This is a genomic window from Microvirga massiliensis (assembly GCF_001006805.1).
In the GTDB taxonomy this organism is placed as follows: domain Bacteria; phylum Pseudomonadota; class Alphaproteobacteria; order Rhizobiales; family Beijerinckiaceae; genus Microvirga; species Microvirga massiliensis.
Map to the genome: position 1 here is coordinate 715,292 of NZ_LN811352.1, position 22,962 is coordinate 738,253.

Sequence of the window (22,962 nt, forward strand, 5' to 3'; positions counted from 1 at the left end):
CGGCCGAATCGAACGCCGCCCGGATTTCCAGGCGGCGTTTTTCGAATGCAGAGGGGATCACATTCACAGCGGAGTGCGTGGGCTCCGGCCTCGGAGAAGGCCGATCACCGCGGAAATCGCGAACAGCACGATAGCCACGAAGAAGATCAGCTTCGCGATCTCGACCGCCGTTCCGGCGATGCCGCCGAAGCCGAATACCGCCGCTATAAGGGCGATGATCAGGAAAGTGACTGCCCAGCCAAGCATAGTATTACCTCGCGCTTTGGAATATCAGCCCTAAGCTGATGACGGCTGGACAACGTCAAGCGGAACCGTGAAGTTCCGAACGCCAAGACACAGGCCGCAGGAAGTTGCCGTTCATCCGCATTAAGAACCCATTGCTGAGGCGGGGCTGAAGGCTTGTGGAACCGCGTATTGATGTCGACGTTTTATTGAGCAGAATGGAGGTATACATGACGCGCCCAGTCGCCATGCGCTCTGCCATTTTGTTCATCGCGTTTTCGGCGCTATTCGCGGCGACCGGTCTGGTGAGCGGAATTCCCCTTGCAGAAATTCTCTTCCTGATCACGGCCTCGATCGGTGTCTTGATGGCCGGCTTCGCAGTGGCATCGGCGGCACCCGCGCCGATTCCGGTACGCGTGCGACGCCATCGATGAACGATTTTGCAGAATCACGAACGGTCACATGACCAGATGGAGAGCGCCGGCACACGGCGCTCTCTTTTTGTGAAGACCGTGACGCTCGGTTCCTGCCAAATTTGCTGAGAAGCGGCGTCTCTCGAAGATCAGCTCTCGGTCGCATCACCGCCATTGGGATGCAAAAATGTCCCCGTGATGTAGGACGAGTCCTCGCAAGCCAGGAAAAGAAAGCATGGCGCGACTTCGTTCGGTTGCCCGGGTCTCTTCATGGGTGTCTGTGCGCCGAATGATGCCACCTTTTCGGCGGAGAAGGTCGAGGGAATCAGGGGTGTCCAGATCGGCCCGGGCGCGACCCCGTTGACCCGGATTCCCTTGTCCACGACCGCCTTCGCGAGCGAACGGGTGAACGCCATGATGGCGCCTTTCGTGGAACTGTAGTCGAGAAGTTCGGGGCTGCCGCGGTAGGAGGTGACCGAACCCGTATTGATGATCGCAGCGCCTCCCTCGAGATGGGGCATGACGGCCTGCGTCATGTGGAAGTAGCCGAAGATGTTCGTCCGGAATGTTTTCTCCAGCTGCTCGGGGGTGATCTCCGTGATCTCGGGCTTGGGATGCTGTTCACCTGCGTTGTTCACGAGAACGTGGATGCGCCCGAATTTCGAGATCACCGTCCCGACGGCAGACTTGCAGAAGTCCGGATCTCCAACGTCGCCGGCGATCATCAGGCAGCGGCGTCCTTCCGCCTCAACGAGCCGCGCCGTTTCACGGGCGTCCTCGCTTTCGTTCAGGTACAGAATTGCAATGTCGGCGCCTTCGCGGGCGAAGAGAATCGCCACCGCGCGGCCGATGCCACTGTCGCCGCCAGTAATCACTGCGATACGGTCCTGGAGTCGGCCGCTGCCGGGATACCGGGGTTCGTAGGCCGGTTTGGGGTGCATCGGCGCTTCACGTCCGGGTTGATTGCTCTGCGTCTGTGGAGGCAAGGTCTGCTGATCTGAACTCATGCGAGAATTCTCCTGGGCTGGAAGGCACGGCAAAGGGCACAATCGGCGGTCAACGTTGCCCGGTTTATGCTGTTCCGAATCGTGCCGGAGACGCCCCGGGCAACCTCGCGGCTTGGTTGAACGTTGAAGGGAATTTGGATGCGACGATCGCGCGGAGTGCCGCAAGGCCGAGTCGAAACGCTCTGGATCGAGAGCGAAGCTCTCGCCAGCAACCTGCTCGGGGATCCGACGCGCCGGCGCGTCGACGTCTATGTCCCGGCGGAGGAAACCGGAAGCGGCCTTCCGCTGCTCGTCGACTTGGTTGGATTTACGTCCGGTGGCCCGGCCCACACGAACTGGAAGGCTTATGGTGAGAACGTTCCCGAGCGCCTCGACAGGCTGATCGGGATGGGCGCCATGCCGCCCGGCGTGGTCGCCTTTCCGGATTGCTACACCCGCCTCGGCGGGAATCAGTACATCGACAGCAGTGCCGTCGGCCGGTGGGAAACCTTCCTGGTCTCCGAGATGCTGCCACATCTCGAGGCGCAGTTCGGATGCGGCGGCCCCGGCCGGCGCGGGGTGTTCGGGAAGAGCTCAGGTGGATTCGGAGCCCTCGTCCATGCCCTGAGGCACGGGGGTACGGTCTGGAATGCCGCGGCCTGTCATTCGGGAGACATGGGCTTCGAACTTCTCTACCGCGCCGACTTCTGCAACGGGCTGCGCACCCTCGACGAGCATGATCTCTCCATCGAGAATTTCATCAGGAAATTCGAGGAGGGCCCCAAGCCGAAGGACAACGATTGGCACACCATCCTGCTGCTGGCTCAAGCAGCAACCTTCGATCCGGATCCGGAGAGCTATCTCGGAATTCGCCTCCCTGTCGATCTCAGGACATGCGAGTTGATCCCGAACCGATGGGAGAACTGGCTGCGCTGGGACCCGCTTCAGTTGGTGCAGGATCCTGCCTGCCTGGACCGGCTGAAGTCACTGAGGGCATTGTTCGTCGATTGCGGCACCAAGGACCAGTACAATCTTGTCTACGGAGCCCGCCGGCTTCATGCGATTCTCGAGCGGGAAGGCGTTCCGCACATCTACGAGGAATTCCCGGACAATCACTCCTCGACCGACTACCGGATGGATCGCAGTCTGCCCATCCTTGCGACGGCGCTCACGAACACCTGAGTGCGCCGGCCCTGCCGGTGTCATCGGCGGGCAGCCCTGGCGGCGCTCGATCAGCAACCGCGGAGACGCACGAGGGCCCTTTCCAGCACGACCGGGTGCCGAAACGCGGCATCCCGGCCGCGCCTTTCAGGTCAATGGCGCAGTACTCTTTGGGAAACTGCCCTTCCCGGAGGCTGGGTCGCATTCGTGCGGAGGCCTGCGCATCGCGCTTCCAGTTGCGCGATGACAGCAGGCCATGTGATGTATCGGCCGGGATCGAAACTTGAACCGGTCGGGAACCAGACCGGGCGTGGGAGGTTTCGTTGGCGAGAAGCCGGGGACCATGGTCAGACCAGGGGATGGCGCGCGTCGAGAACACGAACGGAGGCAATGGCTCGGGCGAGGATGACCCGGAGGTTGGCCTTGCGCCCCATATCCAGGCGCGTATCGGAGCCGGCCTGCAGGCCATGTATTCCGAACTCCTGAGACAGCCGATCCCCGACAAGCTGCTCACGCTCCTGGCTGAGCTCGAACAGAAGGACACCCCGTCGGGAGAGTCGGGAGGAGGGAATGAAGGCTGACGCAGCATTCCGGGATCTTATCCTCGGTGCGATCCCGAGCCTGCGCGCCTTTGCCATTTCCCTGACGAACGATCCGGTTCGCGCCGACGACCTCGTTCAGGACACGATCCTGCGGGCCTGGTCAAATGCCGAGCGATTCGAGAGCGGAACGAACATCAATGCCTGGCTTTTCACGATCCTCCGCAACCTCTTCCACTCGGAGTATCGCAAGCAGCGGCGGGAGGTAGAGGACGCCGACGGCTCCTATGCGGCTCGGTTGAAGACGCATCCGGAGCAACAGGCTCATCTGGATTTCGACGATTTCCGTGCCGCGCTCGCCAAGCTTTCGGCAGACCACCGGGAGGCACTGCTCCTCGTGGGAGCGGAGGGCTTGTCCTACGAAGAGGCGGCGGCCGTTTGCGGCGTAGCGGTCGGGACCATCAAGAGCCGCGTGAACCGGGCTCGCGCCCGTCTGGCCGAGCTCCTGAATGTTCAGTCCGATTCCGAGATCGGCCCTGATGACCTCGTGAAAGCCATCGTGGCTCCTTCCTGATCGTCTGCCCGGCAATCGTCTGGAGATGTTAAATTGGCTCGAACCTGTAGGGGTTTGAGCGTCCCGGCGAACGCTGAAACCATAGAACCCTTTGTCCGCTATCCGAGAGCAGGCGCCCTGACTGGTCGATGAGGACCCGGACTCTCCGCCATGGTCAGAGTGACGCCTGCCCCTCAAGCTCTCTGAGCCGCCGCTCTTCTTCGACGATGTAGTCCCTGGTGACGGGAACGGCATCGCGCGTCTCGGCGAGAAGCAGTTGGAACACCATGTTTGAGCCGTTCAAAAAACCGAGTTCCACGGCAGCCAGATAGAACTCCCACATGCGCGCGAAACGCTCGCCCATCTGCCTGACGACTTCGGCCCGTCGCACCTCGAAGCGCTCGCGCCAGTGCTTGATGGTCCAGTAGTAGTGGAGGCGCAGGATCTCGCAGTCCGCAACCCAGAGGCCGACGCGCTCCGTCGATGCGAACACCTCCGAGAGCGCCGGTGCATAACCACCGGGGAAGATGTATTTTCGAATGAACGGGGCCGTCGATCCCGGGGGTGTCATACGTCCGATCGCATGAATCATCGCGAAGCCGTCGGGCTCGAGCAGTCGTTGGACGGACCGAAAATATTCGTCGAAATGGGCGACCCCGACATGCTCCATCATGCCGACGGACACGACGCGGTCGAAGCGACCGGCAAGTTCCCGGTAATCCTGTTCGACAAAGGTGATTTCGCCCGCCGCACCTGCCTCCTCCGCCTTTTGCCGGGATACCGCGAGCTGCTCTGGGGAGACGTTGATCGCTGTGACCTGCGCTCCACAGACCTTCGCAAGATAGATTGCGAGCCCACCCCATCCGGAGCCGATTTCAGCGACCTTCATGCCCGGCTCGAGCTTCAGCTTGGCAGCGATATGGCGGAACTTCGCGACCTGAGCATCCTCCAGGCTTTGCTCCGGCCGCTCGAAATAAGCGCAGGAATACGCCATCCGCCGATCGAGCCAGAGCTCATAGAAGGAAGCCGGATGGTCATAATGCTCGCGGACATTCTCCGCGGCCCGGCCGAGAGGATTGGCTTGGTGGACACCGCGCAACGTCTTCCAAACACGACGCAACCCCTTCTGAATCGGGTGCGCGCCAAGGCTCTTCCGGTTGACCGAGAACAGGGCAAGAAGATCATAGACCGTGGAGCCGTCCTCGAACACGAGCCGGCCGTCCATGTAGGCCTCAGCAGCCTTGAGCTCCGGGTTGAGGAAGATCTCGCGCTCGACCTTCTCGTCCGTGAACCGGATCGTGACCGAAGGCCCCTCCCCGCCCGACCCGAAGCTGTGGCGCATGCCCTCCGGATCGATCACGACGAGACGGCCGACCTGAACGAAGCGCCGTAGGAGATGAGGCAGGAGAAACATCGGCGAATAGCTCTCGGAGAATCAGTGGCGGGACTAGCCCAGCATATGATACCGCGGCACTTCGAGGGCAGGCGCCCCGAACGGCTCGTCTTATGCGTCCCCAAGAACACCGCGACGAAGCCGGCGGGTGCTCGCGTATGTCGCAGCAGAAGGCCACAGGCCGAAAGCGCGCCTTTCACCGTAGGTTGGTCGCCCGAGGCCTGGTTCACCGCAGAGGTGCCTGCACCGCAGGCTCTTTCCCGGGGCGCAGTTCCGTGTAAGGGAGGCCGCGCCACAAAGCCTACCCTTCGTCGATCAATCCGGCGCTCTCGGCGTTAGTGCTGCGAACGGCTCTTGCAGAGGATCAGCCATGTTTACCCTAGAGATCGACGGGAAGCCCATCGCCGTTACGGACGCCGAGGAATCGCAGGCCCGGGAACTTTTCCAGAGCCAAGCCTTCAAGGACGACCTCCTCGAGATGGAGAGCGACGGAAAGGCTCTTTGGGACGGCAAGAAGCCCCTCAATGTCAGGCCGGCCTCGGACGACGAAATCGAAGCCTTCGACGACACCATGGACGAAGATGAGGACGACGATCAGTACGAGGACGACGAGGACGAGGAAGAAGGTATCAACGTCCTGTTCCTCGTGCCGGTCGACGACGTCGATGAGGATGATGATTCCGGCGCCACCAGCTGACGCGCGTGAGGCTCAACCGTGGATATCCAACCCGACGCGCCGCTGACGGCCTTCGCGGGGTCCCATCCAAGCCTACAGCGCGCGTTGCAGGAGCGCGGCTTTCATGAGCCGACACCCGTGCAAGCAGCCGTGCTCCGGCCGGATGCCGAGGGCCGGGACCTCCTGGTCTCGGCTCAGACCGGCTCTGGAAAGACCGTCGCCTATGGACTCGCCCTCGCCTCCACCCTGCTCGACGGAGCCGAACGCTTTCAACGCCCGGCGGAACCGCTGGCTCTGGTCATTGCTCCGACTCGCGAGCTGGCCCTGCAGGTCCAGCGCGAGCTGATCTGGCTGTACGGCCCCGCCGGGGCGCGAGTTGCCTCTTGCGTCGGGGGAATGGACATCCGACGTGAGGCACGGGCGCTTGCCGACGGTTGCCACCTCGTCGTTGGCACGCCCGGACGCCTCAGAGACCATCTCGAGCGTGGCCGCCTCGACGTAACTCAGCTCAAGGCGGTCGTGCTCGACGAGGCCGACGAAATGCTCGATCTCGGCTTCCGAGAGGATCTCGAGTTCATCCTCGACGCGACGCCACCGGAGCGCCGGACCCTGCTTTTCTCCGCGACGATCCCACGCGAGATCGCCTCGCTGGCCCGTCGCTTTCAGCGGAACGCCCTGCGGATCGACACGATCGACCAGAGCCAGCCCCATGGCGATATCGAGTATCGCGCGGTTCGGATTGCGCCGAACGAGATCGAGCACGCCGTCGTCAACCTGCTTCGGTTCTTCGAGGTTCGAGGGGCCATGGTCTTCTGCCACACCCGGGAGGCTGTGCGACATCTTCACGGAAGTCTGCTCGAGCGAGGTTTCGATGCGGTCGCCCTGTCGGGCGAGCTCACGCAGCCGGAGCGGACACGGGCGCTCCAGGCGCTGCGCGACGGGCGCGCCCGCGTCTGCATCGCAACGGATGTCGCAGCACGCGGCATCGATCTTCCCGACCTCGGCCTCGTGATCCACGCTGATCTCCCCAGCGACCGCGATACGCTGCTGCACCGCAGCGGGCGGACAGGCCGCGCAGGGCGAAAGGGCGTATGCGTGCTGCTGGTCCCCTATACCCGACGACGGCGCGCCGAGGGCCTGCTGGCGCAGGCAGGCATCGATGCACATTGGGGTCCACCACCATCCGCGGACGAGATCCGCATCCGGGATCAGGAAAGGCTCGGTCGCGAATTGAATGCGATCGATGAGGGTCAGGAAGACGATCTCGCGATGGCCCAGGCTTTGCTCGACGAGCATTCAGCCGAAGAGATCGCTGCTGCCTTGGTGCGTCTCTACCGGGCTCAGTTGCCCGCGCCGGAGGAACTCTTCGAGGCGGATTCGAAAGCGCAGGACGACAGGCGGGGGCGGCGCAGATCCGAGGAGGATCGCGCCGGTCGGGAGAAACGCGAGACCCGCGGCCGAGACGGAGGCGCCCAGCGCGGGCCCGACGTCGGCAATACGGTGTGGTTCCGGATGAATGTGGGGCGCCGCAACAACGCGGACCCGCGCTGGATCTTGCCGGTCATCTGCCGGCTGGGACACGTGACCAGGAAGGATGTCGGCACGATCCGCATCTTCGATCGCGATACGAAGTTCGAAATCGCCGAGCACGCCGCGGCCCGGTTTGCCGCCTCCGCCGCGCGGACACCCGACGACGAGGATATTCGAATCGAGCCGGCAGCCCCCGGGGAAGGGCGTGCCCCCCGAAAGGGTGATGGGTCGAAGCGCCGCTCCGGCAGCGAAAAGCCCTCGCGGAAGGGGGCACCTCCCTCAAAACCGAAGCGAAACAAGCGCTAGAGCGCCGCACTGGAGGCGTGACGGTTCGAGATCATCGAAAACCGTCACGGAATTTCCTCGCCAGTCGACTCCTGATCGATTCCTCCGGCCAGGATAGGGACCGATAGACCATCAGGTCGTCCGACGCTGCGCGACCCACCGGCCCGAGCAGCCGAGCATGTTGAGCTTCCAAGAGCCCGAGCCGCGATTGAGCTTGAGGTGTCCGGTTGCATCTGCCTTGGCGATGCTGCGCCGGAAATCGAGGTCGACCAAGCCGTCCGGGTTGACCTGCCCGGTGACTTTCGTAGGAGCATCGCCTGGCGCCGGAATATACCGTACGTCGCCGCTATCGATCGCCAGCGTATAGCCATAAGTCCTGTCGCAGAGGCCCGAGTCCGTGACCATCTGAACGCTCCAGACATCATTGAAGCGATCCTTGTCCGATGCGGCCTCGGAAACGCCAAAGCTCATCATTCCGACCCCCAGAGCAAGGGCTGCCAGCGCATGCTTCGTCATCGTCTTATCTCCATCGCCGGTCATCACGGCCTGGTCGCGCATGTGTCTTGGGAGGGGCTGCGGGTCCGTGGCCGCGCAATGTCTCGAGGCGAGATGGGTTTTCGATCTCGGAACGCACGCGAGGCGGCAATCTGTCGTGCTCTTTATCTTTCGGTGCTGTGTCACGCCCGGACCCCGTGCGCATCAGGCCAGACCCACTGGACTCCGTCCTTGTCAGCCGTGCCGGAGTTACAGCGGCAGGAAGTCCGATTCAGCGTGCAATTGTGATCCAACATCAAAGGGGGCGAGCTTGACCTTACCTCCTTGAGGGCGGGTTCATCTGCTCCATCTGCCTCCTGAGGAGCATGTTCCTGCATCGATCGGCCGATGCCCCTTTCCCGTCTCTGCCCACAGGAGAGGTCGGCAATGGCGATGGGTTGAATGGCGTCGTTTGCCTAGGAGCAATCCAGGCGGGCCGCCATGGCTGGCCTGCTCACTTCAGGGTGTCGGGGCGATGAGTTCGAATCGTCGGTTCGGGAGAAGCTCTTGACATATACCTTCCGGTTCGGACCGGTGCTGGAGGCCTATCCGCAACTCCTGGCCGGCGCATGGCTGACCATCCAGCTCTCCGCCTCGGCCATGCTGCTCGGGCTGGCCGTCGCGATCATTTGTGCCTGGATCAAGACTTCCGGGCCAAAGCCGATTCGCTTTCTCGTCGATGTCTATGTCGAGATCATCCGAAATACCCCGTTCCTGGTCCAGATCTTCTTCATCTTCTTCGGATTGCCGGCGCTTGGACTGAGATTGTCCCCGAACGCCGCTGCATTGCTGGCCATGGTGGTCAATGTCGGAGCCTATGCGACCGAGATCATCCGGGCCGGCATCGAGTCGATTCACAAGGGTCAGGTCGAGGCAGGCCTGGCGCTCGGCCTCAAGCCATTGCAGGTCTTTCGCTACATCATCCTGAAGCCCGCGCTCCGGACGGTGTATCCTGCGCTCGCCAGCCAGTTCATTCTCCTGATGCTGACGTCGAGCGTCGTTTCGGCCATATCGGCCGATGATCTTACGTCGAAGGCAAATCTCATCCAGTCGCTGACGTTCACGACATTCGAGGTCTATCTGGTCGTGACGCTCATATACCTGGTGCTGGCCATGGCGTTCTCGGGACTGTTCTCGACCATCTATCGTCTTGCGTTTTCGTATCCCGACAGGCGTTGAGGAAAGACGGATGCTCCGCCAGTTCGGCACCAACGAATTTCTGTTCATCCTCATGGCGGCCCGGTGGACGGTGCTGCTCTCGCTGATCGCCTTCGTGGGCGGGTCCATCGGGGGGCTGGCGGTCGCGCTTGCGCGTGTATCGTCCCAGCCCATCCTCGCCGGCGTGACACGAGGATTCATTCAGGTGTTCCAGGGCACGCCGCTGCTGATGCAGCTCTTCCTCGTGTTCTTTGGAGCAACTGCCTTCGGACTCGACATCAATCCATGGATCGCTGCCGCGGTCGCGCTCACGCTGAATGCCAGCGCTTTCCTCGGCGAGATCTGGCGGGGATGCATCCAGGCGGTGCCGAAGGGGCAGTGGGAGGCCGCCGCCGCACTCGGCCTGCATTACCCGGCCATGATGCGCTATGTCATCCTTCCGCAGGCTTTCAAGATCGCACTCGCGCCCACCGTGGGCTTCCTGGTTCAGCTCATTAAAGCCACGTCGCTGGCCGCCATCATCGGCTTCACCGAGGTGACGCGCGCCGGGCAGATCATCAACAATGCGACGTTCAGGCCGTTTCTCGTCTTCGGAATCGTGGCCGCCATCTACTTCGTCCTGTGTTGGCCATTGTCGCACCTGAGCATGCGGCTCGAGCGCCGCTTCGCAACAGCAACGAGACGGTGACGAGCAATGTTATCGACTGGAGAGAGCAGTCCGATTCAGCAATTTACGCCAGCAAAGGAGACCATCGTGAATCGATCAGCCTATGTCGGTAGCCTTCGGAAAGTACTCGCAATTGGAGCGATCTTGGCTGCATGTTTCGGCCTGACGCCTTCGGCGAAGGCCCAGACAGTCGAGGACATCAAGAAGAAGGGAGAGCTTACCGTCGGCATGCTGGTGGACTTCCCGCCCTTCGGCATCACGGATTTGGAAGGAAAGCCCGATGGGTTCGACGCAGATGTCGCCAAGGCATTGGCTAAATACTTTGGTGTGAAGGCCAATATCGTTCCCGTGACCGGGCCGAACCGTATCCCCTATCTGCTCACCGGCAGGGTCGACATGCTTGTAGCCTCCCTGGCCATCACTCCCGAGCGCGCCAAGCAGGTGGCCTTCTCGGATCCCTATGCCGGCATTCGAATTGTCGTCTACGGAAAGAAGGACGCGGCCGTTAAGTCTCCAGAGGACCTCAAGAACGTGACCGTAGGAGTCGCCCGCGCCAGCACGCAGGACGTGTCGGTGACGGCGGTCGCGCCGGAAGGGACTCAGATCCGCCGCTTCGATGACGATGCCTCAGCGGTTCAGGCCCTGCTGTCCGGCCAGGTCGACGTCATCGGAGTCGCGACTCCCGTAGTGGCCGAGATCGAGAAAGTGGCGCCCGGTCGGTTCGACACCAAGTTGACCCTGCGCGAACAGGTCCACGGCATCGCTCTGCGCCCCGGTCAGGACGAACTCCTCAAGGCCGTCAATGACTTCATCGCCAAGGAGAAGGCGAGCGGGGAATTGAACGCCATGTACAAGAAATGGCTGGGAACCGATCTCCCCGAGTTGAAAAAGCCCTGAGCAGAGGCCTCGGCATGTCGACGGAGAGCCAAGACCAGCACGTCAAGGATGAGATCATCATCCGCATGGAGGACGTGCAGAAATGGTATGACGACTTCCACGTGTTGAAGAACATCAACCTGGAGGTGCGGACCGGCGAGCGCATCGTGATCTGTGGCCCATCGGGATCCGGAAAATCGACGCTGATCCGCTGCATCAACCGGCTCGAGCATGCCCAGGAGGGCCGCATCATCGTCGATAACATCGATGTCGGAGCCAGCAGCCGCAATCTCGACGCCGTGCGCCGGGAGGTCGGGATGGTGTTCCAGCAGTTCAATCTCTTTCCGCACCTCACTGTGCTGGAGAACTGTATGCTGGCTCCGATGAAGGCGCGCGGCGCGCCGAAGGCCGAGGCCGAGGCGACGGCGAGGAAATACCTGGACCGTGTGCGTATTCCGGATCAGGCGGCAAAGTACCCGGCTCAACTCTCCGGCGGGCAGCAGCAGCGCGTGGCGATTGCCCGCGCGCTCTGCATGAACCCGAAGATCATGCTGTTCGATGAGCCGACCTCGGCGCTCGATCCCGAGATGGTGAAAGAGGTTCTCGATACGATGGTCAATCTCGCGGAAGAGGGCATGACCATGCTGTGCGTCACCCATGAGATGGGGTTCGCCCGCAGCGTCGCAGATCGGATCATCTTAATGGATCGCGGCGAGATCGTCGAGGAAGGCACGCCGGACACCTTCTTCACCAACCCGAAGCACGAGCGCACCCGAACCTTCCTGGGTCAGATCCTCGCTCATTGAAGCGGCCGACTGGGCACGCTCGGTCAGCTGCAGGTTCAGGCCACACCGGCACGGGAAGTGTTCAGGAAGCGTTTCGGTCGTGCAGCTTCGAGCATCGCGGTCACGCCGAAGGCAAGTCCCGACAGTGCCCCGATGACGCCGGCCGCGTTCAGCGAGAGATCATGGCCGAAGGCGGCAGGACCGAGGACGGCAATCGCGTAACCCAGCCAGACCGCGCCGAGTGCAAGCAAGAGCGAGAGCGCAATCTGAGGCCCGAGGCGGCGGGTCACAAGTCGTGCCGTCGCCGCAGGGCACACGATCATCGCGAGAGCAAGGATCACTCCGACCGACTCGAAGGCCGCGACCGTCGCAAGGGCCGTCGCCCCGAGCAGAACGAGATCGATCAGACGGACCGGAATGCCGGAGGCCGCTGCAAAGACGGCGTCGAAGGCAACGAGAGCAAGTTCCTTGTGCCAGATGGCGATCACGGCAATGACAAGGGCGAGTATCACGACCATCCGTCCGATCGCTTCGGGAAGCATGGATAGGGAGCCGGGATCACCGAGGCTCTCGAGACCGGTCGCGGCGGGCCATACGAGTCCTTCGAGATTGCCATAGAGCACATGATGGACATCGAAGGTCGTGCGGGCGGCCCCCGATTGCTCCATGAGCACGACGCCCAATGCGAAGAGACTCGTGAACACGACGCCGAGGGCTGCCGACGGCTCGACGCCTCCAAGCCGCGTAAGCACGAACACGAGCCCTGCAGCGATCAGGGCCGCGCCGACTCCCCCGATCAGCATCGGCAGCGTCGTCGTCGAGCCGGTGATCAGGAATGCGATCAGGACACCCGGCAGGGTCACGTGACTGATTGCGTCCGTGAACATGGCGCGCCGGGTGAGGACGAGATAGTTGCCCACGAGGGAACAGGCGATTGCGGCGAGGCTCCCACCCAGGAGAGCCGGGAAGTCGAGCTGCATGAACTCGGCCATCACGCGGAACTCTCCAGACTGCTGGGACGGCAGGCGAGCGCCTTGCGCGATCCGTGCGTCCGCATGACCACGCCGCGGGCCGAACCGAACAGAAAGCTAATGGTGAAGAACGCCGCCGCGATCAGGACGATGACCGCGCCGGTCGGGAGGTCGGGAATGGCGGCGGACGCGGCCGCGCCCAGATAGGCGCTTGCGCCGCCCATCGCTGCCGACAGGGCGACCACGACCCCGATATGATGGCTCCAGAATCGCGCAGCCGCCGGTGGAATGACGAGGAGCGCGACGGCGAGGACGAGGCCGACGATCCTCAGCCCAGACACCACGCATGCGAGCGATAGAGCCGCGACGAGCGCATCCAGGCGTGCGATCGGCAGACCGGAAGTTCGGGCGAAATCAGGGTCGAATGCGACGGCCGAAAGCTCCTTCAGGCAGAAGGCGACACTCAGCACGACGACGAAGCCCAACGCACAGATCAGCTGTGCTTCGGCCAGGAGCATGCCGGCTGTCGAGCCGAGAAGATAGGCGTCGAGACCGGCTTGCCCGCCGGTCCGCAGCGTCTGAACGATCGATAGCAGGGCAACACCGAGCCCGAAGGTCGCCGCCAGCACGGCGGCGGTCGCCGTATCGGGCGTGATGCGAGGGCGGCGTGATAGCGCCTGAATCGCGGCAGCGGCTAGGATGGCCGATAAGAGAGCTCCGATCGTCAACAATGCGACCGACCGGCTCGGATAGCCGAGCCAGGACCCGAGCAGGAATCCTGCCGCGACGCCGGGAAGTGTCGCATGCGCGACGGCATCGGAGACGAGGGCACGCCGCCGAAGCATCGTGAAAACGCCGATGGCACCGCACGCGACGCCGAAAGCGGCTGACCCGATCATGACGACAATCGTGTTGTAGCCACCCTGGAGCGTGAGGATCGTCAGCAACTCGCTCATGCCGCCGCCACGCTTGAAGGGGAGACGACCAATGGCACTCCGTAGGCGCGACCGAGATTCGCGGGTGTGAAGGCATCACGGACCGGCCCCGCAGCAATGACGCGCCGATTCAGGATCAGGACATCATCGAAACGGCCTACGACCGTTCCGAGATCGTGATGGACACACACGACGAGCCTGCCAGCGGCTCTCAGATCGTCGAAGACGCGAAGTATCACGTCCTCGGACACTGCATCGACCCCGGCGAGCGGCTCGTCCAGGAGGAGGATTCCCGCTTCGCGGGCAAGGCCGCGCGCGAGAAACACCCTCTGCTGCTGGCCGCCCGAAAGGGCACCGATCTGCTGTCCTGCGAAGGACGCCATTCCAACCTGATCGAGAAATGCCTTGGCCCTCTCGCGGTGGCGGCGTCCGTATCGGCGAAACAGACCGACTCTCCGCACCATTCCCTGCAACACGACATCGAGGGCGGTCGCTGGAAAGTCCCAGTCCACCGCAGCGCGCTGGGGAACGTAGGCGAGGTGATCCAGCATCCGGCCGACAGGTTCGCCGTGACAGAGCACGGACCCTGATGCGGACGGGACGAGTCCGAGAATCGCTTTCAGGAGGGTCGATTTCCCGGCCCCGTTCGGCCCCACGATGGCGAGGAGGCCTTGCTCGGGCGCGGTCCAGCTGACCTCGTCGAGAGCGGCGCGACCATCGTAGAAAACGGAAAGGTCGGAAACGGCGAGCGGCGGTGCCAAGAGCCTCCGATCTCCATTGGCGCACCGGTCTTCGGGATTGGGAGCAAGCATCGGCCGGGCCTTCCGTCAGCTTCCGGTGCCAAGACGGGAATTGAGTCCCCGCTCGGGCGCTTCACCTCCCAGGGCTCGAGCAATCGTCGTCGCGTTGTGATCGATCATCCCGAGATAGGTTCCCTCGTACGTGCCCGGCGTTCCCATGGAATCGGAGTAGATCTGCGCCGCGATCCGCAAGTCATGCCCTCGGCGTGTTGAGCCCTCGACGACGGCCTTGACGTTCCGGTCCGATACGGAGGCCTCCACGAAGATCGCGGGGATCTTTCGCGCCACGGCAAGCTCGACGACCTCCTCGATTCGGCGCAATCCCGCCTCGCTCTCGGTTGAGACGCCCTGGATACCGATCACCCCGAATCCATAGGCCCGGGCGAAGTAGCCGAACGCATCGTGAGCCGTAATGAGCACGCGCCTCTCGGGCGGGATGCCCGAGAGGACGCTCTTGGCATAGGCTGACAGGCCGCGAATCCGTTCGGCATAGTTTTCGTAGCCTCGGGTATAGGAGGCCTGCCCCGCCGGATCCTTGGCCACCAGGGCATCGCGCACCTGCGCCATGACCTCGATCCAGAGATCAGGGTCCATCCAGACGTGAGGATCGGGCTTGTTCTGATAGGCCGCATCGGCGAGGAGGCGATCCTTCGGCAGTCTTTCCGCGGCGAACACCAGAGAGCGTCCGCTCCGCACGAGTTGATCAAAGGTGTCCTGGAACTGGGCCTCGAGCTGCAACCCGTTTCCGATGATCAGATCGGCGCGAAGCATCCGCGCCACATCGGCCCGGGTCGGCTTGTAGAGATGCGGATCGACCCCCTCCCCCAGCAGCGAGTCGACCGATGCGAGACGCTCGCCGCCGATCGCGCGCACGCCGTCAGCGATCATCGCCGTGGTGGTGACCACCCGAAGCGGCGCTGCTTCCGATTGCGCGGCAACCGGCGCCATCCACGCTGCCGCCAGGGCTCCCAGCAGAAACACCATCCCTGCCAAGCCAAGAAACGCGCGCCTTCCTCGAATCACGGCCATCCCGGTTCGACCTCGAAAGAGCATTCGGTCCTCATTGCAGTTGCAACTCATTAGCAACTAGCATGCGGCCATGCTGATGCCGTGTCAATGCACTCGACGCAGCATTTGCAGCCGCGGGACTTTTCCGCCGGGATGGCGCATGGAATGCAGGCAGATACTGTTTTTGAAGGTGGAGACTCCAGATGGCGACAAGCCTTTTCGACCTGACCGGCCGCACCGCTCTCGTAACCGGCTCGACATCGGGCATCGGTTTTGCGCTGGCGCGCGGCTTGGCTCAGGCCGGTGCGCAAGTCGTCGTGAATGGACGCGATTCGGGGCGAGCCGAGGCAGCGACGGAAAGTTTGCGCGTGGAAGGCTTGTGTGCCTCAGCCTCCTGCTTCGACGTCATGGATCCGGAGCGGGTTGCTCCAGCAATCGACCTCATCGAGGCGGATGTCGGGCCGATCGACATTCTCATCAATAACGCCGGCATTCAGAAGCGCGCTCCGCTCGTGGAGATGAGCCTCGCCACGTGGGAGGAGGTCGTGCGCGTGAACCTCACGGGCGTGTTCGTAGTGGGCCAGGCAGTCGGCCGGCGCATGGTGGCGCGGCGCCGCGGCAAGATCGTCAATATCTGCTCCCTCATGAGCGAGGTCGCCCGGAAGACGATTGCGCCCTACACGGCCGCGAAGGGAGCCGTGAAGCAGCTCACACGGGCCATGTGCGTCGAATGGGCCGGCTACAACATCCAGGTCAACGGCATCGGGCCCGGCTATTTCGTGACGCCGATGAACGAGGCTCTCGTGAACGATCCGGATTTCGATGCCTGGATCAGATCGCGTACGCCGGCCGGCCGCTGGGGACGGACCGAGGAACTCGTCGGCGCAGCCATTTTCCTGAGTTCCCCGGCATCCGACTTCGTCAACGGCCAAGTCATCTATGTCGACGGTGGCGTACTGGCCGCGATCTGAAACGCCGCAGGCTCGGGCTGCCCTCGCCGGTTTCGATCCCGGGTCAACGAAGGGCTATGGAAGTCACATGCGGCGGGGCGGCCGGGCCCTTGCCTCGATCGATCCCGATCAGGGCTGCCCCGGCCCTTTCGGCGGCTGCACTCTCACGTGCTTCTCCTCTGCCATGCGGCGGAGCCACCGGTGAAGATAGCTGCTCCACACGGCCCGTGGCCGCGCCTCTGCCGGTGGCCGCGGACGCGCCAGCACGACGGCTCCTTCTGCAGTCTTCCGGATCGTGAGCACGCGCGTGTGGAATTCCTCGAGGCCCGGGCGATGGCCGATCGACAGGATCGTGGACCCCTTCAATTCCTCCACGAAGAGACGCAGCATCAAGGCCTGATTGTCGTCGTCCAGCGCCGACGTCGCCTCGTCCATGAAGATCCAGCTGGGGCGGTGGAGGAGCACGCGGGCGAAGGCCACACGCTGCTGCTGCCCGAGCGAGAGGGACCTGTCCCACCGCTCCTCCCGGCCGAGAGCGTTCTTGAACTCCTTCAGGCCGCAGCGTTCCAGGGCGGCGGCGATCGTCGGATCGTCGAAAGTGCCCGGCGACGCGGGATACGAGACCGACGCGCGCAGTGTTCCGAGGGGCAGGTACGGCCGCTGGGGCAGGAACATGATCTGGTCGGAGGGCGGGATCTCGATCGTGCCCGAGCCCCAGGGCCACAGCCCTGCGATGGCGCGGAACAGCGTGCTCTTGCCCGAGCCCGACTCGCCCTTGATCAACACCCGCTCCCCCGGCCTGATCTCGGCAGTGGCCTCGTCGATGATCACCGACCCGTCGCTGAGCCCGATCGACAGGTCCTTGAAGCTGAGGCAGCCCTCCGGGTGCGGACGGATTTCGATCTGCTGGTGCTCCTGAATCGCGGCATCGAGGTCGAGGCAAGCCTGTCGGAAGGTCGCAATGCGCAGCAGCGCCGAGCGCCAGTCGGCAATCTTCGGGAAGTTGTCGACGAAATAGCGCAGCGCCGTCTGGACTTGGCTGAAGGCTCCGACAACCATCATCATATCGCCGAAGGAAAGGCCGCCTGAAAAGTAGCCGGGCGCCGCTGCCAGAATGGGGACCACGAGGGCCAACCAGCCATAGCCCGAAGTGATCCAGGTCAGCCGGGCCAGAGCACCCGACAATCTTCGTGTCGCATGCAGGACCTCGTCGACGAAGTGGTTCAGGTTCCGCCGCTCGTCGGCCTCCCCGGCGTAAAGCGCGACGCTTTCGGCGCTTTCGTTCACGCGGACCAGCGAGAACCGAAGGTCCGCCTCGCGGGCATAGCGGGTGGTGTTAAGGCCGATCAGCGGCCGTCCCACGAGCCAAGTCAGCCCCGATCCGAGGCCGGCATAGCCGATGGCCACCCAGACCATGTAGCCGGGGATCACCACCTCCCTCCCCCAGAGCGTAAACCTCACATTCGAGGAGAGGGTCCACAGCACCCCGATGAAGCTCACGAGGAGGAGCATCGCCTGGAGCATGCCGACCCCGATCTCGGCCGTGAACTCCGAGAAGAGGCGGCAATCCTCCTGGAGGCGCTGGTCCGGCTGCGCCCCCGCCTTGCCGATGAAGCCGAGCTGATATGCCCGATTTGGCTTCAGCCAGTCATCAAGCAGAACATGCGTCAGGCGCTCGCGCACGCGGATCTTGAATCGCTCCTGGAGCCAAGTCTGGCTCACCACCAGAACGAGCAGGACTCCGACGATCACCAGGAATATGACGAGCTGCCAGAGGAACGCATCGACGTTCCGCTTCTCGACGGCATCGAAGAAGGTGCCGTTCCACTGATTCAGCCGCACCTGCCCGACCATGTTGGCGATGAGAATGAGGACGATCGCACCTCCGAGACGCAGGATGGGCCACCCTTTACGCCCCTTCAGCATCTCGCGGACGAGCGTCATGAACTCTTCCCGAGCGCTCCGCCCTTCCCCGCCCGGATCCGGCGAATCGGAAGCTCTTGCGGCTTCCAGCCGGTCGACGTCAGGGGTCTGCTGCTGCTCGGCCAGTGCAGCCTCTTTCTCGATTCCGGTTGTGGCAGGCGTCAGCACTGCTTTCGCAGCCTGCTCGCTCGCCGAAGAGGTGGACATCAAACCCTCTGATGAACCCGGGCTGTCGGGAGCCCGCTCCCGTCAAGCCGGCTCGCCCAAGCCGGTTCCATGCCTGCGGGGATCGATCGACTGGAATATCCGCCGGCGGCTGGGCCGGAGAGAGGGGAACTGACCAGCATCACGGGCTTGAGACGGCCAAGCCTCCCGAGAGAGGTCATGCAGCGGCTGGATGCAGTCGCCACGACACAGACCTGCCCGGCAGCTGCTCCACGCGCGAGAGGAGCGGTCTGCCTGCAACGAGCCGGACATGTCGGAAATTCAGGAGTTGGCTGGGGCGCCAGGATTCGCAGTCAAGCCCCAGCCCTGCTCTAAGCCCTTGCAGAACCTTGCGGTTCCTGCGGCACCGATGAGCCTGTGTACCACTCCTGTGTGCCACCCGGCAAGGCGAATCCGGGCTGCCGCCGGCCCCTGGAACGGCCAGCGCTGGCGGATCGCTGTGATGATCGCTTCCGCGCCCGCCGCATCCTGCACGTCGGCAGCGGTGAGGTTGACCATCAGGAGCCGCCGGTCGGTGTCCACGGTGATACGCCGCTTGCGGCCCTTCACCTTCCTGGCGGCATCGGAGCCACCCTCGCCCGGCGCAGGCGGCGCCGTCATGCGTCTTCCTTTCGATGCCGCCGGCCCTCGGGCTCGCCGCGCACCCGACCCGCTCGCGGTCGAGCATCAGCGCCACGTCGTCAGCGTCCGGAAGAGAAGCCGGCGCACGAAGCAGCGAAACCACCAGTCCACGCTCTGCCACGGCCCGAAGTTCGTGGCCAGCATGCGCCAGCCGCAGCCCGCGCGTGCCACGTAGCGGATCGCATTCAGAATCTCGCGCAGATCTACGCTGGCCCTGCGCCCGTGTCTGGCAGGTTCGGGCAAAAGCGGTCGGATCCGCTTCCATTCAGCATCGGCTAGACCGATCGGGTAGCGGCGCGTCTCCGACTGGACGCCGAAGAGGGACTTCGTGCTGCCTTATCGCGGATACCGGAGGGAACTGGGCGCTATGCGGCGATCGCCAACGGCTTGAATGCCCAAGGGGTGAAGACAGTCACGGGTGGCGTGTGGACCTCTGAGAACGTGAGACAAGCAATCAGGAAGCAGAGACGCGCTGACGAAACTCAATGAATTCGGCGGCTCGGGAGGCTCGTCCAATCAGCCTATGAGACTACGCAACTGGCCTGTCTGTCCGTTCATCGCGTAGATCCGCTGGATGTTTGATCGTCTTATCCACGCCGACTGGAGTGTCGATGCTCGCAAGCGCTGGCAGGCCTCGGCCGAACGCCGTCGCGGTGCTTGGTATGTCTCGGCACCGCGACCCGTCGGCTCAGTGTCGGATTTCCTCGACGAGGTCTTCGCTTATTCCGCGCGAGACAGGGTGCTCATGGGGTTCGACTTTCCGATCGGGGTGCCGAACGCCTATGGCGTGAAGACTGGGCTCGCCAGCTTCCGGGATGCCCTTTTCGAATTCGGTCGCGGCGGCTGGGCAGGCTTCTTCGACATTGCCGATCGGCCGGAGGAAATTTCCGTCTCGAGTCCCTCCTACCCTCGCGGGTGTCGCAAGGGCGTGTCTCGCAATTCACTCGTCTCAGGACTGGGGGTGAATTCCTTCGCCGACCTCCTGCGGATCTGCGAGCGCCGTACGACCCATGGGCCGGAGGGATGTTCGCTGTTCTGGACGCTCGGCGGCAATCAGGTCGGAAGGGCTGCCATCGCGGGGTGGAGAGAAGTCGTCAGGCCAGCCCTGGAGCGTGGAGCGGCCCTGTGGCCGTTCGACGGTTCGCTCGCTGCCCTGTCGGCCAAACCGGGTGTTGTGCTCGCCGAAACATATCCGGCCGCAGCCTACCGAATGTTCGGGGCCAACTTCCATCGAGGAGAAAGCAAGCGACGACGGTCTGATCGTGCATCCAAGGCATCGGCCATCCTGGACTGGGCAACGGCCCACGCAGTCCACCTCTCCGATGATACGAAGGCTGCCGTGCTGCATGGATTTGGCGATGCAAGGTCCGGAGAGGATGCCTTCGATGCGCTCGCTGGGTTGCTCAAGATAGTCGAGATCGTCGATGGACGAGGACCCGAGGCGCCTCAGGACCTCTCGGCGGTCCTGACGTGGGAGGGCTGGATTCTCGGCCGTTAGAGCTGCTCAGAGCCGTGCCTTTGCCTAGCGGGCGCAAACCGATCGAAGCTCTCATCAGGCAACCTTCTGTTGCAGGCTTGCTCAGGTTGGCTGCTACCTGGACCAACGTCATGAGTCGATCGTCTATGAAGATTGCCGCAGCACCCGGCGCATGATCTTGCCCGTCGTCGTCATGGGCAGCTCTTCGACGAAGGCGACCTCGCGCGGATATTCGTGAGCGGCGAGCCGCGACTTCACGAAGTCCTGGATCTCCCGCGCGAGCTCGGGCGTGGGAGCGTAGTCCGACCGCAGCACGATGAAGGCCTTCACGATCTCGGTCCGGATCGGATCGGGCACCCCTACCGCGGCCGCCAAGGCCACTGCCGGGTGGCGCATCAGGCATTCCTCGATCTCGCCGGGGCCGATCCGATAGCCGCCACTGGTGATCACGTCGTCATCACGCCCGAGATACCAAAGGTAACCATCCTCGTCGCGGCGCCCGAGGTCGCCCGTGAGCAGCCAGTCCCCCGCGAATTTCGCCGCCGTGGCCTCGGGCTTGTTCCAGTAGCCGAGGAACATCACCGGATCCGGTCGCCGCACCGCGATCGCGCCGACGGTGCCGTCCGGGAGCTCGTTCCCGTCTGCATCGACGATCCCGACCCGGTGCCCGGGGATCGCCCGGCCCATGGAGCCCGGCTTGACCGGCATCAGCAAGGATGCATTGCCGACCACCAGGTTGCACTCGGTCTGGCCGTAGAACTCGTTGATGGTAGAGCCGAACACCTGGCGTCCCCAGTCCAGCAGCTCGCCTCCCAGGGTCTCGCCTCCGCTGGCGACGGTGCGCAGCGCAAGGCCGGTCCCCTTCACCCCGGACTGGCGCATCAGCTTGATGGCGGTCGGGGGCAGGAACACGTTCCGGACCCGGTGCTGGGCCATCAGGGACACGGCCTGCTCGGGGTCGAACTTGCGGAACCTGCGGGCCAGCACCGGGATCCCGTGATGCCACGCGGGCATCAGCACGTCGAACAGGCCGCCGATCCACGCCCAGTCCGCCGGCGTCCACATCAGGTCGCCAGGCTGGGGAAAGAACTCGTGCGGCATCTCCACTCCCGGAAGATGGCCCGGCAGCACCCGATGGGCGTGGAGCGCGCCCTTGGGATTTCCCGTGGTGCCGGAGGTGTAGATGATGACGGCGGGATCGTCGGCAGACGTCTCGACCGCCACGAACTCGTCCGAGGCGCGTGCCAGCGCCGCGTGGAAGTCCATGGCCCCCTCCGGCCCGCCATCGATGCACAGGACGAGGCGGAGATCGGGAAGACGATCACGCAGGAGCCGGACCTTCTCCCAGCCGATCGCGTCCGTGACCAGCGCCCGCGCGCCGCTGTCGCGAAGCCGGTATTCGAGCGCCTCCTCGCCGAAGAGGGTGAAGAGTGGCACGGTGATCAGCCCGGCCTTGAATCCGGCCACGTGGGCGACGCCCGTCTCGGGGGCTTGCGGCAGGAGCACCGCCAGACGGTCTCCGCGCGCGAGGCCATGGGCCATCAGCACGTTGGCGAGCCTGTTGGACAATCGCCGGGTCTCATCGAAGGAGAAGGCACGGACGCTCCCGTCGTCCTCCTCCCAGATCAGGGCGGGACGCCCCGCTTGGGAAGCGTGCCGATCACAGACGTCCACCCCGATGTTGTAGCGGGTGGGCACATGCCATTGGAAACGGCGGGCGGTCTCGGCGTAGTCTTCATGACGTTCGAGCACGATGTTCCCTCCAGACTTATCCTCGCCGCTCCCGAATGGGACAGCCCAGGATCAGGCAGCGCGCAGCACAGCATGGATGAACGCGCCTGCCGACGTGAGTTTCTCCGGATCGATGCCGGTCGCGATGCGCCGGCCGTGGAGCAACTCGACGGCCGCCTCGGTGGCAACGTTCCCGGGAGGCGCCCTTAGCGAAGGGGCAGCCGCCGCGGCCCCCGTCCGAGCTGTCGACCGTGCAGATCCCCATCTCGAGCGCCTCGAGGATGTTCGCCAGGGCTCGCTCATGCTTGTCATGGAAGTGAATCTCAAGGTTTCCCACTAGGATGAGCCCAGCTGGCTACGCGGAGGCGTTCAGGGATTATTTGTCATCCCGCTCGACAGTCACATCACCATTATCCTGCTACCCTCCTGAGCCGCGCCGCTTGGGCTGACGCCCAAAGTTGGCATTGCGCCACCCCGATGCCGACAAGCTGCCTGACGGTGGTGTCGCCGAGGAAAACAGGCAACGCACCCGCGAATGCCATT

26 protein-coding genes are annotated in these 22,962 nt (G+C 63.7%); 14 read left to right on the top strand and 12 right to left on the bottom strand.

Annotated features, from left to right (window positions below; genetic code table 11):
* Positions 1 to 63: 63 nt before the first annotated feature.
* Complete coding sequence (locus BN1233_RS12270; RefSeq protein WP_046863780.1) at positions 64 to 246, bottom strand: DUF1328 domain-containing protein; 183 nt, start codon at positions 244 to 246, stop codon at positions 64 to 66.
* A 206-nt stretch (positions 247 to 452) separates the two neighbouring features.
* Here BN1233_RS12270 and BN1233_RS12275 point away from each other — a divergent pair, with 206 nt between their 5' ends.
* Positions 453 to 656, top strand: coding sequence for a hypothetical protein (locus tag BN1233_RS12275; RefSeq protein WP_046863781.1), 204 nt, complete (start codon positions 453 to 455; stop codon positions 654 to 656).
* Between the two features lie 128 nt (positions 657 to 784).
* Here the strand turns inward: BN1233_RS12275 and BN1233_RS12280 are convergent, their stop codons facing one another.
* The gene (locus BN1233_RS12280; protein ID WP_046863782.1) at positions 785 to 1,642 is read right to left on the bottom strand and encodes an SDR family oxidoreductase; all 858 of its coding nucleotides are present in this window, start codon (positions 1,640 to 1,642) and stop codon (positions 785 to 787) included.
* 156 nt (positions 1,643 to 1,798) lie between these two features.
* On the opposite strand from BN1233_RS12280, the gene BN1233_RS12285 reads away from it, so the two are divergent.
* The 3 genes from BN1233_RS12285 (at position 1,799) to BN1233_RS12295 (ending at position 3,895) form a co-directional block, all read left to right on the top strand.
* On the top strand, positions 1,799 to 2,803 hold the full coding sequence (locus BN1233_RS12285; protein WP_244889825.1) for an alpha/beta hydrolase: 1,005 nt from the start codon (positions 1,799 to 1,801) through the stop codon (positions 2,801 to 2,803).
* Between the two features lie 302 nt (positions 2,804 to 3,105).
* Entirely contained in the window at positions 3,106 to 3,363 is a 258-nt protein-coding gene (locus tag BN1233_RS12290) for a NepR family anti-sigma factor (protein WP_244470686.1), read from the top strand.
* Positions 3,353 to 3,895 (top strand): sigma-70 family RNA polymerase sigma factor, encoded by a 543-nt coding sequence (locus tag BN1233_RS12295; protein WP_046863785.1) that lies wholly within the window; start codon positions 3,353 to 3,355, stop codon positions 3,893 to 3,895. Before BN1233_RS12290 ends, BN1233_RS12295 begins: the two co-directional genes overlap by 11 nt.
* A 154-nt stretch (positions 3,896 to 4,049) precedes the next feature.
* Here the strand turns inward: BN1233_RS12295 and BN1233_RS12300 are convergent, their stop codons facing one another.
* Positions 4,050 to 5,288 (bottom strand): SAM-dependent methyltransferase, encoded by a 1,239-nt coding sequence (locus BN1233_RS12300; RefSeq protein ID WP_046863786.1) that lies wholly within the window; start codon positions 5,286 to 5,288, stop codon positions 4,050 to 4,052.
* Positions 5,289 to 5,637: 349 nt separating this feature from the next.
* Between BN1233_RS12300 and BN1233_RS12305 the strand changes: the two genes are divergently transcribed.
* Together BN1233_RS12305 and BN1233_RS12310 are read left to right on the top strand one after the other, a co-directional pair.
* Positions 5,638 to 5,964, top strand: a complete 327-nt coding sequence (locus BN1233_RS12305) for a hypothetical protein (RefSeq protein ID WP_046863787.1) — start codon at positions 5,638 to 5,640, stop codon at positions 5,962 to 5,964.
* A gap of 18 nt (positions 5,965 to 5,982) precedes the next feature.
* Positions 5,983 to 7,779: a DEAD/DEAH box helicase gene (locus BN1233_RS12310; RefSeq protein ID WP_425311707.1), complete on the top strand. Its 1,797-nt coding sequence runs from the start codon at positions 5,983 to 5,985 to the stop codon at positions 7,777 to 7,779.
* A gap of 111 nt (positions 7,780 to 7,890) precedes the next feature.
* Here the strand turns inward: BN1233_RS12310 and BN1233_RS12315 are convergent, their stop codons facing one another.
* The gene (locus BN1233_RS12315) at positions 7,891 to 8,274 is read right to left on the bottom strand and encodes a hypothetical protein (protein ID WP_046863968.1); all 384 of its coding nucleotides are present in this window, start codon (positions 8,272 to 8,274) and stop codon (positions 7,891 to 7,893) included.
* Between the two features lie 525 nt (positions 8,275 to 8,799).
* Between BN1233_RS12315 and BN1233_RS12320 the strand changes: the two genes are divergently transcribed.
* From BN1233_RS12320 to BN1233_RS12335, 4 genes are all read left to right on the top strand, one after another.
* Positions 8,800 to 9,471: an amino acid ABC transporter permease gene (locus tag BN1233_RS12320; RefSeq protein ID WP_046863969.1), complete on the top strand. Its 672-nt coding sequence runs from the start codon at positions 8,800 to 8,802 to the stop codon at positions 9,469 to 9,471.
* A 10-nt stretch (positions 9,472 to 9,481) separates the two neighbouring features.
* The gene (locus BN1233_RS12325; protein WP_046863788.1) at positions 9,482 to 10,138 is read left to right on the top strand and encodes an amino acid ABC transporter permease; all 657 of its coding nucleotides are present in this window, start codon (positions 9,482 to 9,484) and stop codon (positions 10,136 to 10,138) included.
* Between the two features lie 66 nt (positions 10,139 to 10,204).
* Positions 10,205 to 11,014, top strand: coding sequence for a transporter substrate-binding domain-containing protein (locus BN1233_RS12330; protein ID WP_052763777.1), 810 nt, complete (start codon positions 10,205 to 10,207; stop codon positions 11,012 to 11,014).
* Positions 11,015 to 11,028: 14 nt separating this feature from the next.
* The gene (locus BN1233_RS12335; RefSeq protein ID WP_046863789.1) at positions 11,029 to 11,799 is read left to right on the top strand and encodes an amino acid ABC transporter ATP-binding protein; all 771 of its coding nucleotides are present in this window, start codon (positions 11,029 to 11,031) and stop codon (positions 11,797 to 11,799) included.
* Positions 11,800 to 11,834: 35 nt separating this feature from the next.
* Here the strand turns inward: BN1233_RS12335 and BN1233_RS12340 are convergent, their stop codons facing one another.
* From BN1233_RS12340 to BN1233_RS12355, 4 genes are all read right to left on the bottom strand, one after another.
* The gene (locus BN1233_RS12340) at positions 11,835 to 12,770 is read right to left on the bottom strand and encodes a metal ABC transporter permease (RefSeq protein WP_048707866.1); all 936 of its coding nucleotides are present in this window, start codon (positions 12,768 to 12,770) and stop codon (positions 11,835 to 11,837) included.
* Positions 12,770 to 13,705 carry a metal ABC transporter permease gene (locus tag BN1233_RS12345; RefSeq protein ID WP_046863791.1) on the bottom strand — a complete coding sequence of 312 codons (936 nt, stop codon included), beginning with the start codon at positions 13,703 to 13,705 and terminating at the stop codon, positions 12,770 to 12,772. Before BN1233_RS12345 ends, BN1233_RS12340 begins: the two co-directional genes overlap by 1 nt.
* On the bottom strand, positions 13,702 to 14,445 hold the full coding sequence (locus tag BN1233_RS12350) for a metal ABC transporter ATP-binding protein (RefSeq protein WP_244470687.1): 744 nt from the start codon (positions 14,443 to 14,445) through the stop codon (positions 13,702 to 13,704). Before BN1233_RS12350 ends, BN1233_RS12345 begins: the two co-directional genes overlap by 4 nt.
* A gap of 66 nt (positions 14,446 to 14,511) precedes the next feature.
* Complete coding sequence (locus tag BN1233_RS12355) at positions 14,512 to 15,513, bottom strand: metal ABC transporter solute-binding protein, Zn/Mn family (protein ID WP_052763778.1); 1,002 nt, start codon at positions 15,511 to 15,513, stop codon at positions 14,512 to 14,514.
* 182 nt (positions 15,514 to 15,695) lie between these two features.
* On the opposite strand from BN1233_RS12355, the gene BN1233_RS12360 reads away from it, so the two are divergent.
* Positions 15,696 to 16,463 (top strand): SDR family oxidoreductase, encoded by a 768-nt coding sequence (locus BN1233_RS12360; protein WP_046863793.1) that lies wholly within the window; start codon positions 15,696 to 15,698, stop codon positions 16,461 to 16,463.
* Between the two features lie 108 nt (positions 16,464 to 16,571).
* Here the strand turns inward: BN1233_RS12360 and BN1233_RS12365 are convergent, their stop codons facing one another.
* The 3 genes from BN1233_RS12365 to BN1233_RS51045 form a co-directional block, all read right to left on the bottom strand.
* Entirely contained in the window at positions 16,572 to 18,572 is a 2,001-nt protein-coding gene (locus BN1233_RS12365) for an ABC transporter ATP-binding protein/permease (RefSeq protein ID WP_048707869.1), read from the bottom strand.
* Positions 18,573 to 18,851: 279 nt separating this feature from the next.
* Positions 18,852 to 19,190 (bottom strand): transposase, encoded by a 339-nt coding sequence (locus BN1233_RS42820; RefSeq protein WP_052763768.1) that lies wholly within the window; start codon positions 19,188 to 19,190, stop codon positions 18,852 to 18,854.
* A gap of 66 nt (positions 19,191 to 19,256) precedes the next feature.
* Positions 19,257 to 19,454: an IS5 family transposase gene (locus BN1233_RS51045; RefSeq protein WP_074078292.1), complete on the bottom strand. Its 198-nt coding sequence runs from the start codon at positions 19,452 to 19,454 to the stop codon at positions 19,257 to 19,259.
* A 102-nt stretch (positions 19,455 to 19,556) separates the two neighbouring features.
* Between BN1233_RS51045 and BN1233_RS51050 the strand changes: the two genes are divergently transcribed.
* Complete coding sequence (locus tag BN1233_RS51050) at positions 19,557 to 19,700, top strand: recombinase family protein (RefSeq protein ID WP_425311714.1); 144 nt, start codon at positions 19,557 to 19,559, stop codon at positions 19,698 to 19,700.
* A gap of 85 nt (positions 19,701 to 19,785) precedes the next feature.
* The gene (locus BN1233_RS12375; protein WP_046863794.1) at positions 19,786 to 20,709 is read left to right on the top strand and encodes a DUF429 domain-containing protein; all 924 of its coding nucleotides are present in this window, start codon (positions 19,786 to 19,788) and stop codon (positions 20,707 to 20,709) included.
* Between the two features lie 123 nt (positions 20,710 to 20,832).
* Here the strand turns inward: BN1233_RS12375 and BN1233_RS12380 are convergent, their stop codons facing one another.
* On the bottom strand, positions 20,833 to 22,440 hold the full coding sequence (locus BN1233_RS12380) for an acyl-CoA synthetase (protein ID WP_046863795.1): 1,608 nt from the start codon (positions 22,438 to 22,440) through the stop codon (positions 20,833 to 20,835).
* Between the two features lie 76 nt (positions 22,441 to 22,516).
* Between BN1233_RS12380 and BN1233_RS12385 the strand changes: the two genes are divergently transcribed.
* The gene (locus BN1233_RS12385; RefSeq protein WP_046863796.1) at positions 22,517 to 22,759 is read left to right on the top strand and encodes a hypothetical protein; all 243 of its coding nucleotides are present in this window, start codon (positions 22,517 to 22,519) and stop codon (positions 22,757 to 22,759) included.
* Positions 22,760 to 22,962: the final 203 nt, after the last annotated feature.